The sequence below is a fragment of the Streptomyces sp. NPDC050509 genome (assembly GCF_044457965.1).
Classification (GTDB): Bacteria; Actinomycetota; Actinomycetes; order Streptomycetales; family Streptomycetaceae; genus Streptomyces.
In genome coordinates, this window is sequence record NZ_JBITHL010000008.1 from 37,300 (window position 1) to 50,424 (window position 13,125).

10 protein-coding genes are annotated in these 13,125 nt (G+C 72.3%); 2 read left to right on the top strand and 8 right to left on the bottom strand.

Translation table 11 applies throughout. The features are described from left to right. Positions 1-16: 16 nt before the first annotated feature. The 7 genes from ACIBJC_RS22810 to ACIBJC_RS22840 all read right to left on the bottom strand — a co-directional run bounded on the left by ACIBJC_RS22810 (position 17) and on the right by ACIBJC_RS22840 (position 7,906). Positions 17-1,234, bottom strand: a complete 1,218-nt coding sequence (locus tag ACIBJC_RS22810; protein WP_399295263.1) for an acyltransferase — start codon at positions 1,232-1,234, stop codon at positions 17-19. Further along, positions 1,231-2,301 (bottom strand): alpha/beta hydrolase, encoded by a 1,071-nt coding sequence (locus ACIBJC_RS22815; RefSeq protein ID WP_399295265.1) that lies wholly within the window; start codon positions 2,299-2,301, stop codon positions 1,231-1,233. The genes ACIBJC_RS22810 and ACIBJC_RS22815 overlap by 4 nt, the downstream gene beginning before the upstream one ends. Positions 2,302-2,447: 146 nt before the next feature. Beyond that, a complete protein-coding gene (locus tag ACIBJC_RS22820) occupies positions 2,448-3,131 on the bottom strand; it encodes a response regulator transcription factor (RefSeq protein WP_329827306.1) in 684 nt (227 codons plus the stop codon). Beyond that, a complete protein-coding gene (locus ACIBJC_RS22825; RefSeq protein WP_399295267.1) occupies positions 3,128-4,510 on the bottom strand; it encodes a sensor histidine kinase in 1,383 nt (460 codons plus the stop codon). Before ACIBJC_RS22825 ends, ACIBJC_RS22820 begins: the two co-directional genes overlap by 4 nt. A 164-nt stretch (positions 4,511-4,674) precedes the next feature. Next, entirely contained in the window at positions 4,675-5,658 is a 984-nt protein-coding gene (locus tag ACIBJC_RS22830; protein WP_399295269.1) for a DUF4429 domain-containing protein, read from the bottom strand. 119 nt (positions 5,659-5,777) lie between these two features. Next, positions 5,778-6,998, bottom strand: coding sequence for an alpha/beta hydrolase (locus ACIBJC_RS22835; RefSeq protein ID WP_399295271.1), 1,221 nt, complete (start codon positions 6,996-6,998; stop codon positions 5,778-5,780). A 248-nt stretch (positions 6,999-7,246) separates the two neighbouring features. Beyond that, positions 7,247-7,906, bottom strand: coding sequence for a TetR/AcrR family transcriptional regulator (locus ACIBJC_RS22840; protein WP_399295273.1), 660 nt, complete (start codon positions 7,904-7,906; stop codon positions 7,247-7,249). A gap of 82 nt (positions 7,907-7,988) precedes the next feature. Here ACIBJC_RS22840 and ACIBJC_RS22845 point away from each other — a divergent pair, with 82 nt between their 5' ends. Both ACIBJC_RS22845 and ACIBJC_RS22850 read left to right on the top strand, forming a co-directional pair. Beyond that, the gene (locus ACIBJC_RS22845; RefSeq protein ID WP_399295275.1) at positions 7,989-9,605 is read left to right on the top strand and encodes an MFS transporter; all 1,617 of its coding nucleotides are present in this window, start codon (positions 7,989-7,991) and stop codon (positions 9,603-9,605) included. A gap of 234 nt (positions 9,606-9,839) precedes the next feature. Beyond that, entirely contained in the window at positions 9,840-10,280 is a 441-nt protein-coding gene (locus ACIBJC_RS22850) for a peptidase inhibitor family I36 protein (RefSeq protein ID WP_399295277.1), read from the top strand. A gap of 104 nt (positions 10,281-10,384) precedes the next feature. On the opposite strand, the gene aceE is transcribed toward ACIBJC_RS22850, so the two are convergent. Then, positions 10,385-13,117 carry a pyruvate dehydrogenase (acetyl-transferring), homodimeric type gene (gene aceE / locus ACIBJC_RS22855; RefSeq protein ID WP_399295279.1) on the bottom strand — a complete coding sequence of 911 codons (2,733 nt, stop codon included), beginning with the start codon at positions 13,115-13,117 and terminating at the stop codon, positions 10,385-10,387. Positions 13,118-13,125: the final 8 nt, after the last annotated feature.

Here is a 13,125-nt window from a genome sequence, read left to right on the forward strand (position 1 = left end):
GCGCCGTCCCCACGGCTCACGCCAGCCCCAGCGCGAACACCGCGAAACCCGCCGCGAGCAGCCCCGCCGCCGCGCGGCGGGTCCTCGCGCGCCGTGTCCCGGTCTCCCACGGCGCGTCGAAGCCGCGCGCGTACCGGCCGATGACCACCAGCAGCGTCGCGAAGAGCGGCAGCCACGACAGCCGGGCCAGGATCCACCCGAGCGTGTCCGGCGAGGTCGTCAGTCCGGCCAGTTCGCCGACGAAGGAACCGGGCACGGCGACGGCGAGCATCGCCGTCTGGTGCCAGCACAGGATCGTCATCGCGGACAGGTTCACGACCACCACCGGCGCCCACAGCGCGGGCCGCGCCAGCAGCCGCCCCAGCCGGTCCCTGACCAGGATCGCCGCACCGCTCTGCGCGGCGGCGAGGGCGAGCACCAGCAGCGACGGCGGATGCGAGTTGGTCCGCACCTCTCCCGGAACCCCGACCATCGACGCCGGGTAGTGGAAGACCACCAGCAGTACGGCGAAGAGCAGGCAGCCGCCGACGAGCAGCACCCGAGCCCCGCGCCGCCCGATCCGCCCCTCGCCCCAGGAGACGCCGAGCTGGTACGCGAAGAGCCACCCCGGCAGGATGTTCAGCACGCTCAGCCAGGACGGTACGGCCTGCGCGTACGGCCCGTACCGCAGCAGGTCGACGGCGGCGACGGAGACCAGCAGCGGGGCGGCGGCCCAGGCGCCGAGCCGGCGCGCGGCGGCGACGCAGTACGGGGTCAGCGCGGTCACGATCACGTAGATCCCCACGAACCACAGCGGCTGGATCACCAGCGTCGACCCGGTCCGCAGGGTCGTGGCGGGCACCCCGAGCGCGTACAGCACGGGCAGCAGCACCGCCCACACCGCCGTCACCCCGAGGACCGGCCTGCCCAGGCGCACCACGCGCCCACGGAGCCAGGTGGCGGTCGTGGAGCGCCTTCTGCGGTACGAGAGGACGGAGGCGTATCCGCCGACCAGGAAGAAGATGCCCAGCATCTGGAGCACCCAGCTCACCGGGGCGAAGCCGCCGAAGGTGGAGAGAGGGCTCGCGTTGTGCAGCGCGCCGTCGGCGTCGAGCGTGAAGCCGCCGAGCAGCCAGTGCCCGGTGGGTACGGCGAGCAGCGCGAGGGCGCGGAGCCCGTCGACGGCGCGGTCGCGGGAGGCGGGGGTGCGCGCCTCGATCTTCGCCACGGCAGAGGCCGCGGTCCCGGCGATCATCGCGCCTCTCCCGCCGTGCGGGCGCCGGCGCTCTCACCGAGCGCGATGGCGGCGAAGGCACGGAGCGAGTCCGTGCCGGGGACGAAGTAGCCGGTGTGGCCGTGGGCCGTCGCGGCGGGCACCCGGCGGGCGCCGAAGTCCGCGCCGGCCGGGTCGGGGCCGTGGCCGAGCCCCGCGAACTCGACGTTCGGAACCTTGGAGATCCAGTCGGACGGGTCCTTCGCCGCCCAGACACGCGCCTCCGTACGGAGGTCCGCGACACGGTCGGCGCGCATCCCGGGCGAGCCGGACACCACGATGTCGATGGCGTTCACCTCGGAGGCGGCGAGCCCGCACACCACCGAGCCGTAGCTGTGGCAGAACAGCGCGGGCTTCGCCGCCCCGGCCGCCACGAGCCCCCGCGTGAACCGGGCCAGCCGCCCGGCCCCCACCTCGGCGAGGTGCCCGGTGGCCGCGTCGAGACCGACGCCCACGGGGGTGGTGTAGCCCGCCCACGCGACGACGGCGGTACGGCCGCCGGTCGCGGCCCGCAGCGACCTGGCCATCCCGGCGGGCGTGCCGTACGGGTCCTTCGCGCGGTCGAAGGTCCCCGCGTCGATGTCCGAGCCCGGCACGACGACGGAGACATGGCGAGCGGCCGTCAGATCGCCGTACACCTCGGCCACCTGGCCCCGGCCGCGCGGGTCGAAGGCGAGGATCCGCCGGCCGGGCTCCGCGAGGCGCCCGTAACGGGGGTCGCGCGTGGCCCGGATCGCGAGCGCGTTGGCCTCGTAGCGCAGCGCCACCGGCGCCCCGTCGAGATTGCCGACGACCGAGGGGTGCCGGTGGGCCAGCTCCCGCTGCCGGCCGGGCGTCAGCGTACGGAAGAAGGAGGCGATGTCGCGCGGGCTCGCCGTGCCCGGATCGGGCAAAGGCCGGCCCGGCGAACCGTCCGCCCGCCAGGCCGCGCTCCCCGGCGGCGGCCCGGTCACGGCCTGCTGGGCATCGCCCGCGGCCCAGCCCGCCGTACCCCCGACCACGGTCGTCGCCAGCGCGGCGGCGGCCAGAGTCCTCTTGTAGCGGCGCATGTACGTCCCCCCTCTTCCCGCTCCCGTCCGTCGAGGCGGCGAGAGGGAAGGTAGGAAGAGGGTGTACGGGCGGACATCACACCGGAGGGCCAACTACGGTGTCATACCTGGGTAGTGGGGGTACTCAGGGGCTCGGGCGGGGAGGCTCAGGCGGGCGCGTCCCCCGGGGTGACCAGGCCCGACTCGTACGCGAAGATCACGGCCTGTGCGCGGTCCCGCAGCCCGAGCTTGGAGAGCACCCGGCCGATATGGGTCTTCACCGTCTGCTCGGCGACCACCAGCCGGTCGGCGATCTCCAGGTTGGAGAGCCCGCGCGCGATCAGCTCCAGCACCTCGGTCTCCCGTGGCGTCAGCCCGCGCAGCCGCAGCGCCCGGTCCTTGCGCGGGGCGGGCCGCTGCTGGGCGAAGTCCGCGATCAGCCGGCGGGTCACGGACGGCGCGAGCAGCGCCTCGCCGGCCGCGACGATCCGTACGGCCGCGATCAGATCGGCCGGGGGCGCGTCCTTGAGGAGAAAGCCGGACGCGCCGGCGCGCAGCGCCTCGTACACGTAGTCGTCCACGTCGAAGGTGGTCAGCATCAGCACCTTCGGCAGGTGGACCACGCCCACCGGCGGGCTCAACAGCTCGCGGGCGGCGGCCAGTCCGTCCATCTCCGGCATCCGGACATCCATCAGCACCACATCCGGGTGGACGGTACGGCTGACCTCCACGCCCCTGCGGCCGTCGGGCGCCTCGCCCACCACGTCGATGTCGGACTGCGCGGACAGCAGCGCGGCGAACCCCGCGCGCACCATGGCCTGGTCGTCGACGATGATCACGCGGATGGTCAAGGGGTGTCCTCGGGGGCCGGGCCCTTCGGCGCGTTCGTCGGATCGCCCGTCAGGCCGTCGGTCAGGGGGAGCCGGGCCGCGACCCGGAAGCCGCCGTCCGGCAGCGGCCCGGTGTCCAGCGTGCCGCCGGTCAACCGTACGCGTTCGCGCATCCCGATCAGTCCGTGGCCCGTGCCGGTGGTCTCCAGCGGCGAAGTCCGCGCGGTGCCGGGGCCGTTGACGATCAGAACGGTCAGCCGGTCCGCGTGGGCGACCACCGACACCTGGGTCCGCGCGCCGGGCGCGTGGCGCACCACGTTGGCCAGCGCCTCCTGCACGATGCGGTACGCGGAGAGGTCCACGGCCGGCGGTACGGCTCCGATCCCGGCCTGTAGCGACAGCTCGGCGGGGACCCCCGCCCGTACGGTCGCCTCCACGAGCTGCTGCACCCGGTCGAGCCCCGGCTGCGGTGCCCGCTCGCCCTCCGTACCGTCGCTGCGCAGCACCGAGAGCAGCCGCCGCATCTCCGTCAGGGACTCCCGGGCGCCGGCGGCGATCGTGGTGAACTCCTCGCGCGCGGCGTCCGGCAGCCCCTCGATCCGGTACGGCGCCGAGTCGGCCTGCACGGTGATCACCGACATGTGGTGGGCCACCACGTCGTGCAGCTCACGGGCGATCCTGGCGCGCTCCTCCAGCAGGGTCCGCCGGGCCCGTTCCGCCTCGCTGATCGTCTCCTGCTCGGCCAGTCTGCGCTGGGCGTCGCCGCGCTCGCGCAGCGCCGCGCTGAGCACCAGGAGGAGCCCGCTGAGGACGAACAGCAGCAACTGGGTGCCGTCGCCGCCGACCGGCGAGAGCACCTCGAAGAAGAGTCCGGCGAGGCCGGTGGCCAGCCAGACGGCGAGCAGGGTACGGCGCGGTTCGCGCAGCCCCAGGCAGATCATCAGCACCAGGTAGCCCACGATCACCATGGGCGTCCAGGGCCAGGGCCGCCCGTCGATCCCCTCCGCGCCCCGGAGCAGGATCCCGCCGAGGACATCGGCGGTGAAGACGACCCACCACGCCTGGAGCGGCCGGGTCACGGCGAGCAGCAGCGGCGCGCTCTGCGCGGTGGCGAGCGCCCCCGCCCAGCCGCCGCCGAGCCGGTAGTCGTGGCTGAGCACCGAGGCGGTGACGGGCAGCAGGGTGACGGCGAAGCCGAGGACCACCGCGTACGGGAAGAGCCGCTGCCACTGCTTGGGCGCGTGCGAGAGGAGCGGTTCGGTGGAGTCCGAGGGGGTGCGCAGCGAGGCGGCGAGCGCCCGCAGGGTCCGGAGCGAGGAGGCGAAGCGCGGGGAGGCCGGGGGCGGGGAGGCCGGGGGCGGGGAAGCCGGGGGCGGCGGGGACGGGGGAGCGGTACTCATGACCTGGTCAGCCTAGGCAGCCGTCGGCCGGACGGCGTCATACCGGAGAGCCGGTCCACGTCTCATACCCAGGTATGACACACGGCCCCGCACCCGCCACGCCCCCTGTCCCGCTGCCACGCCCCCCGCCATGCAACCCGCCACGCCCCTCCCGCCCCGTGCGCTCACAGCTCCGCCAGCAGCTCCGTCTTCTTCGCGGTGAACTCCTCGTCCGTCACCAGACCCGCCTGGTGCAGCTCCCCGAGGTGTCTGATCCGGTCCGCCACGTCGGCCGGGTCGCGCCGGCCCGTCGGGGCCATCGCGAGGACCGGGGCCGCCACCCGCTTCGTCGCCGCGCTGCGGACCGCCTCCAGGACGGCCGCGGCGAACGGCAGTGACTCGTGGACCGGGCCGTAGCCGAGCCCGAAGACCACGGCGGCCGGATCGTGGTCGGCTCCGCCCGCGCCGGAGCCCGCCCCGGAGCCGGCGCCGGATCCCGCGGTGGGGCCTGCTCCGGAGCCCACCCCAGAGCCCGCCGCGCCGTGTCCGTCGCGCGGCAGCAGGCGCAGATAGCCGTTGAAGAGTTCGGGGGAGCGCCACTCGACCCCCTCCAGCTCCGTGACCGGCAGGCTCTGGTCGCCCGCCTTCCACTTCGCGGAGGACGCGCCCGTCCAGAACCAGCGGAACGAGACCGTCTCGCCGTCGAAGGACGCCTTGCCGTCGTACGCCTTGAAGTGGCGCGGCCCCTCGGGCGCCGCCACCAGATACCGTTCGGCGGGCTCGTCGGGCGCCGGTCCGCCGTCCGTGCCCCGGCCCCGGCGCCGCAGCCGCGAGGCGGCCAGCGCGGCGCGCAGCTCGTCGGCGTAGTACTCGGCGAGGGTCTCGGACTCGGCGGGCAGCACCAGCCGGTACGGATCGCCGCTCTCCTTGAGCTGCCCTGCCGCGGCCTCCGTGAGCGGGTCGGCGCCCGGTCTCGGCACGGCGCGCAGCACGACCGTGCCCCGTTTGCCCGGAGTGAGCGTCACCGCTGACAACGCCTCGTGAGGGATACGCCGTTCGCCCAGCGCCGAGAGGAGCTTCGGCGTCCGTATCCCGCGTTCGAAGCGGATGAGCACGCTGTCGCTGTCGAACTCCCAGGTGGCATGAATCCCCGCAAGCACATCACCCATGTGCCTCATCGTAGGCGGCGCGCGCGCTCGCGTCGCCTGCGGAAGAGGGGGAATCTACGCGCGTCGGGCCCGGTGGGGCGCGCCACGCCGCCGGGAAGCGGGTGGCCTACGGCCGCTGCCTATCCGGCCATCGTCTCGCCGTCGTAGGCGATTCCGCTCCGGCACGACCCGGCGGCGTCCGCGCACGTCACCGCGCGGTACGAACCGACTCCGATGTCCGCGAAGTTGTCCAGGCTCTCCGTGCCCGGCTCGAAGTAACCGGCGTGGCCGGCCGCGCCCGCCGCCGAGAGCACCCGGGCGCCGAACGCCCGGGTCACCGGGTCGGCGCCGTGGCCGAGCCCGCCGACGGCGAGGTACGGCACGTCCTGGATCCAGTCGTCACGGTCCCGCATGGCCCACACATGGGCACGGGTCCCGAGCTGCGCCGCGTTCTCGACGCGCATCCCGGGGCTGCCCGCGACGGCGACGTCGGTGACCCGGGAGGGCAGGGCGTGCGCGGCGACCCCGCACACCACGGAGCCGTAGCTGTGGCAGAAGAGCGAGATCCGCGACCGGCCGGGCAGGGCGGCGGCGAGCGCGGTGAGCCGTACGGCGCCGTCCTCCGCGAGTTTGCCGATGGCCGCGTCCACACCGACCCCGGCGGGCGAGGTGTAGTCGGCCCAGGCGATGACGGCGGTACGGGTACCCGGGTCGGCCTTGCGCTCGGCGGAGTACAGCGATTCGGCCATGCCCGCGGTCGCCGAGTACCAGCGGTCCGAGCGCTCGAACGTCAGGACGTTCGTGTCGACCCCGGGCACCACGAGCGAGACGCGCTGGGCGCGGTCGAGATTGCCGTGGACCTCGGCCACCCGGCCCTGGCCCGACGGGTCGAACGCGAGGATCTGCCGGTCGCCGCTGAGCAGTGACTCGTACCGGTGCATGCGGCGGCTCGCGAGTTGACGGCCGTCGCTCGACAGCCTGCTGTCCCGCATCCGGCCTTCCTCGATCGTGCGGGCCTGCGCCAGCGCGATCCGGTTGGCCCGGTAGCGGAGGGTGACCGGGGCGCCGTTGAGGTTGCCGACGGCGAGCGGATACCGGTGCGCGAGCTGTGACTGCTCCCAGGAGCGGAGGGACGCGAAGAAGGCGGCCAGTGTCTTGGCCGGCCCGGTCGGGTCGGGCAGGTGACGGGCGCCTATCCGGCCCCGCTCCCACGCGCTGAAGGCGGCTGTCAGCGGCTCGCCGGGACCGCGCTGGTGCTGGACGGCGGTCCATCCGGTGGTCGCCAGCATCACGAACACGACGGCGAGGGCGAGCAGCGCGCGCCACACGCTCAGGGTGGGGGAGGAGTCGAAGGAAGTCACTGGTTCTCACCCTAGAGCGCGCGCGAGGGGCCTCGCGACGAGCGTGAGACAGATCACCGGGCACGCAGGATTGAACCGCCGGTAACTTCACCGAACGTGCGGCGAGGTGCACGCTCCGCCGCCTGTGGGTGCCCGGAAGGGCCGTACCGCACGGCCGCTGCGGCCGTCGCGGGTTGTCCCCGGTTTTCACCCGAACAGCCCTTGCGGATGGCGCTGCGGCGCGAGTGGGCCGGGTGCTGTACGGCGGCTCAGTGCCAGTCGTCCCTCAGGAGCCGCGGGGTGAGCTGGTCGAGATACGCCTCGGTCATGCGGCCCAGCCCCGCCACGCTGCAGTCCTCGCCCCGGCCCCAGATCCGCCCGGTGGCCCGCATCACGCCGGTGAACGCGGCGACCGCCACCCGGGGGCGCGGGTCGGCGTCGACGTCCAGGCTCTCCCGGTCCGCGATGAGCCGGGCGACCCCGTCCTCCAGGTCGGAGGAGCGGCGCAGATGGGCGGCGAGCAGGACCGGGGTCGACTCGATCATCCGGTAGGACCGCATGTACAGCTCCACCGTCACGACGGACTCGATCGTGTCGCCCACGCTGCCCCAGACGGACGAGACGGCGTTGCGCATCGCCTCGAACGGGCCTTCCGCGGCCGGCCGGGCGCGCAGCGCCTCGACGAATTGGGACTCCACCATGTCCACCAGGGCGAAGGCCACTTCCTCCTTGCTGGCGAAGTAGCGGAAGAACGTGCGCTGGGAGACCTCCACCGCGTCCGCGATCTCGTCGACGGTGGTCCGCTCGTACCCCTGCGTGGTGAACAGTTCGAGCGCCACACGGAGCAGGGACTCCCGAGTGCGTTGCTTCTTGCGGGCGCGCAGTCCGCCGGTCATCGCGGAGACCTCACTCTCGCTCAGGAGCAACATGACTCGCTCGGGAGTAACGTGACAGTTACTGGCTTGTGAAATGGTTTGTCAATTGTCAGTGGCTGACACTACCGTCTGCGGTATGACTAGTCAGACCACTGTCGACAAGGCGCCATCGAGCCCGGAACCCGCGGAACCTCTCGGACCGTCGCCCTCCAAGGGACGGCGCGGCCACCCTTGGCTGACTCTCTTCTCCGTGGCCATCGGCGTCATGATGGTGGCCCTCGACGGCACCATTGTCGCCATCGCGAACCCGGCCATCAAAACCGACCTCGGTGCGTCGTTCGCCGACGTCCAGTGGATCACCAACGGCTACTTCCTCGCGCTCGCCGTGGCGCTGATCACCGCGGGCAAGCTGGGTGACCGCTTCGGCCACCGGCAGACCTTCCTCATCGGTGTCGCCGGATTCGCCCTTGCCTCCGGGGCCATCGGGCTCTCCCACAGCATCTCCCTGGTGATCACCTTCCGGGTGCTCCAGGGGCTCTTCGGCGCGCTGCTGATGCCGGCCGCGCTCGGTCTGCTGCGGGCCACCTTCCCGGCCGAGAAGCTCAACATGGCCATCGGTATCTGGGGCATGGTCATCGGCGCCTCGACCGCCGGCGGACCGATCCTCGGTGGTGTGCTGGTCGAGCACGTGAACTGGCAGTCCGTCTTCTTCATCAACGTGCCGGTGGGCATCATCGCCCTGGTGCTCGGCACGCTGATCCTGCTGGACCACCGGGCCAGGAACGCCCCGAGGTCCTTCGACGTCCTCGGCATCCTGCTGCTCTCCGTCGCCATGTTCGCCCTGGTGTGGGCGATCATCAAGGCCCCCGAGTGGGGCTGGGGCGCCGGGATGACCTGGATCTTCATCGTCGTGGCGGTGGTCTGCTTCGGCGGGTTCGCCTACTGGGAGACGAAGGTCAGGGAGCCGCTCGTACCGCTGGCGCTCTTCCGCTCCGTACCGCTCTCCGCCGGTGTGGTGCTGATGGTCCTCATGGCCATCGCCTTCCTGGGCGGGCTCTTCTTCGTCACCTTCTACCTCCAGAACGTGCACGGCATGGGCCCGATCGACGCCGGTCTCCATCTGCTGCCGCTCACCGGCATGATGATCGTGGGATCGCCGCTCGCCGGGATCGTGATAACCAAGGTGGGGCCCCGGATCCCGCTGGCCGGCGGCATGGTGTTCACGGCGGCGGCCATGTTCGGCATGTCCACCCTGGAGACCGACACCAGCAGCCTCACCATGTCCGTCTGGTTCGCGATGCTCGGCTTCGGCCTCGCCCCCGTGATGGTCGGCGCGACCGAGGTCATCGTGGGCAACGCGCCGATGGAGCTCTCCGGGGTGGCCGGCGGCATCCAGCAGTCCGCCATGCAGATCGGCGGCAGCCTCGGTACGGCCGTACTCGGCGCCGTGATGGCCTCGAAGGTCTCCAGCGACCTGCCGGGCAACTGGACGGCCGCCGGGCTGCCCCCGCTCACCGCCGCCCAGGTGGGCCCGGCGACCGAGGCCGTCCAGGTCGGGGCGCCGCCGGTGACACCGGACATGCCGCCCGCGGTCGCCCAGCAGATCACCACCGTCGCCCACGACACCTTCATGTCCGGCATGAGTCTGGCCAGCCTCGTCGCGGCCGGGGTCGCGGCCGTGGCGGTCCTCGTCGCCCTGCTGACGAAGCGCGGCGACAACGCGGACGCCGCGGGTGGCGGGGTGCACATCTGACGTCAGCCGCCGGGTGACCCGACGTCAATTCCACGCCCAGGACAGCCCCGCCGGAAGGTTCCGGCGGGGCTGTCGCCTATTCGGGTGGAGGGTGGCCCGCCCCCCTTCCGGCAGCCCTCAGCCGCAGGTCAGAGTGGTGGGACCGGGATCGCAGCACGCGCTCCCGGCACCGCACGACACGAACACCACCGACACCACCGACGCGACCGACACGACACACGGGGGCAGAACGAGATGACTCAGCCGCGCACCACCACGACGCCGGGCTTCACCGCCACCACCTTCCGCCGTACGGCCGGGACCGTCGGCGCCGCCGTCGGGGCGCTCACCCTCGCCGTCCTGCTGCCCCAGACCGGCACCGCCGCGCCGGCCGCCCCGGCCGCGCCGCCGCGCCTCGGGGCGTGCGCCGCGGGCGAGCTGTGCCTCTGGGCGAAGGACGACTTCAAGGGGGCCTGGCAGACCCACGAACTCTCCGGGACCGACATCGACAGTTGTGTGCCGCTCCCCGCGGGTACGAGCGCCCACTCCCTCGCCAACCGCACCGGACGGCCCGTGACGACCTACCAGTCCGACACCTGCGGGGAGACCGGGGAGTTCGAGACCTACCCCGGCACCGGCACCTGGCTGCCCAGCTCGCCGTACCGGGTGAGGGCCTTCAAGATCTGGGAGCGATGACCGGGCGCCGCCGTACGCCGGAGGGCGGCGGAACCGTCCAGGTCCCGCCGCCCTCCGTACGTACCGACTCCCCGAGGCTACGTACCGACTCCCCGCGCCCTCGGTCAGGCGTCGCCGCCCGCCGCGCCCGGGTCCGCCGCCGACGCGTCCAGGAGCTGGTAGCGGTCCACCGCCTGCTTCAGCGCCGAACGGTCGACCTTGCCCTCCCTGGCCAGCTCGGTCAGCACGCCCAGCACGATCGACTGCGCGTCGATGTGGAAGAAGCGGCGGGCCGCGCCCCGCGTGTCCGCGAAACCGAAGCCGTCCGCGCCCAGCGACTGGTACGTACCCGGCACCCAGCGCGCGATCTGGTCCGGCACGGAGCGCATCCAGTCGGAGACCGCCACGAACGGGCCCTGTGCGCCGGAGAGCTTCCGCGTCACGTACGGCACGCGCTGCTCCTCCTCCGGGTGCAGCAGATTGTGCTGCTCCACCTCCACCGCCTCACGGCGCAGCTCGTTCCAGGACGTCGCCGACCAGACGTCCGCCCGGACGTTCCACTCCTCGGCGAGGATCCGCTGCGCCTCGACCGCCCACGGCACGGCCACGCCGGACGCCATGATCTGCGCCGGGATCTCGCCCCGCTCGGCCCCCCGGTAGCGGTGGATGCCCTTGAGGATGCCGTCGACATCGGCGTCGGCGGGCTCGGCGGGGTGCTGGATCGGCTCGTTGTAGACCGTGAGGTAGTAGAAGATGTCCTCGCTGTCCGGGCCGTACATCCTGCGCAGACCGTCCCGGACGATGTGCGCGATCTCGAAGCCGAAGGCCGGGTCGTAGGCGACGCAGCCCGGGTTGGTCGAGGCCAGCAGATGCGAGTGGCCGTCGGCGTGCTGGAGCCCCTCGCCGGTCAGCGTCGTACGGCCGGCGGTGGCGCCCAGGACGAAACCGCGCGCGAGCTGGTCGGCCATCTGCCAGAACTGGTCGCCGGTCCGCTGGAAACCGAACATCGAGTAGAAGACGTAGACCGGGATCAGCGGCTCGCCGTGCGTGGCGTACGCGGAACCCGCCGCGATCAGCGACGCCGTACAGCCCGCCTCGGAGATGCCGTCGTGCAGCATCTGCCCGGTCGGCGACTCCTTGTACGCGAGCAGCAGCTCCCGGTCGACGGACTCGTACTGCTGGCCCAGCGGGTTGTAGATCTTGGCGCTCGGGAAGAACGAGTCCATCCCGAACGTGCGGTACTCGTCGGGCGCGATCAGCACGAAGCGCCTGCCGATCTCCTTGTCCCGCATCAGGTCCTTGAGCAGCCGGACGAACGCCATCGTGGTGGCGATCGACTGCTGGCCGGAGCCCTTCCTGACCGCCGCGTACGCCTTGTCGCCGGGGAGCGTCAGCGGCTTCGCCCGGATGACCCGGGTCGGTACGTACCCGCCCAGCGACCTGCGCCGGTCGTGCATGTACTGGATCTCCTCCGAGTCCCTGCCCGGGTGGTAGTACGGCGGCAGCCCGTCCTCCAACTGGCTGTCGGTGATCGGCAGGTGCAGCCGGTCCCGGAAGCCCTTGAGGTCGGCGACGGTGAGCTTCTTCATCTGGTGGGTCGCGTTGCGGCCCTCGAAGTTCGGCCCGAGCGTCCAGCCCTTGACGGTCTGCGCCAGGATCACCGTCGGCTGGCCCTGGTGGGCCTTGGCCGCCGCGTACGCCGCGAAGACCTTCCTGTGGTCGTGTCCGCCGCGCCCGAGGTGCAGGATCTGGTCGTCGGTCATGTTCTCGACCATGGCGCGCAGCCGCTGGTCGTCGCCGAAGAAGTGGTCGCGGATGTACGCGCCGGTCTCGGTGGCGTACGTCTGGAACTGCCCGTCCGGCGTGGTGTTCAGCCGGTTGACCAGCACACCGTCGCGGTCCTGGGCCAGCAGCGGGTCCCACGAGCGGTCCCAGACCAGTTTGATGACGTTCCAGCCCGCGCCGCGGAACTGGGACTCCAGCTCCTGGACGATCTTGCCGTTGCCGCGCACCGGGCCGTCGAGGCGCTGGAGGTTGCAGTTCACGACGAAGGTCAGATTGTCCAGGCCCTCACGGGCGGCGATGGAGAGCTGTCCCAGGGACTCGGGCTCGTCCATCTCGCCGTCGCCGAGATACGCCCACACGTGGGAGCCGGAGGTGTCGGCGATGCCGCGCGCCTCCATGTACCGGTTCATCCGGGCCTGGTAGATCGCGCCGAGCGGGCCGAGGCCCATCGAGACGGTCGGGAACTCCCAGAAGTCCGGCATCAGGCGCGGGTGCGGATAGCTGGACAGCCCGTACGGGGCCTTCGACTTCTCCTGGCGGAACGCGTCGAGCTGCGTCTCGCTGAGCCGGTCCAGCAGGAAGGCGCGGGCGTAGATACCGGGGGAGGCGTGGCCCTGGAAGAAGATCTGGTCGCCGCCGTCACCGCCGTCCTTGCCCCGGAAGAAGTGGTTGAAGCCCACGTCGTACAGGGAGGCGGAGGAGGCGAACGTGGCGATGTGGCCGCCGACGCCGATCCCCGGGCGCTGGGCGCGCGAGACCATGACCGCGGCGTTCCAGCGCGTCGCGTTGAGGATCTTGCGCTCGATCTCCTCGTTGCCCGGGAAGAACGGCTCGTCCTTGGTGGCGATGGTGTTGACGTAGTCCGTGCTGCGCATCTCGGGAACGGCGACACGCTTCTCCCGCGCGCGCTCGATCAGCCGGAGCATCAGATACCGGGCACGTTCACGGCCTCGCTCGTCGACAGCGGCGTCGAGTGAGTCGAGCCACTCCTGGGTCTCTTCGGGATCGAAGTCCGGGACCTGGCTGGGAAGGCCGCCAATGATGATCGGATTGCGATCGGATCCGGAAGCCACGCTTGTCC

Bases quoted from the DNA above. Each gene is read 5' to 3' on its own strand.
- ACIBJC_RS22810 (WP_399295263.1), bottom strand. From the start codon at position 1,234: ATGATCGCCGGGACCGCGGCCTCTGCCGTGGCGAAGATCGAGGCGCGC.
- ACIBJC_RS22815 (WP_399295265.1), bottom strand. From the start codon at position 2,301: ATGCGCCGCTACAAGAGGACTCTGGCCGCCGCCGCGCTGGCGACGACC.
- ACIBJC_RS22825 (WP_399295267.1), bottom strand. From the start codon at position 4,510: ATGAGTACCGCTCCCCCGTCCCCGCCGCCCCCGGCTTCCCCGCCCCCG.
- ACIBJC_RS22830 (WP_399295269.1), bottom strand. From the start codon at position 5,658: ATGGGTGATGTGCTTGCGGGGATTCATGCCACCTGGGAGTTCGACAGC.
- ACIBJC_RS22840 (WP_399295273.1), bottom strand. From the start codon at position 7,906: ATGTTGCTCCTGAGCGAGAGTGAGGTCTCCGCGATGACCGGCGGACTG.
- ACIBJC_RS22845 (WP_399295275.1), top strand. From the start codon at position 7,989: ATGACTAGTCAGACCACTGTCGACAAGGCGCCATCGAGCCCGGAACCC.
- ACIBJC_RS22850 (WP_399295277.1), top strand. From the start codon at position 9,840: ATGACTCAGCCGCGCACCACCACGACGCCGGGCTTCACCGCCACCACC.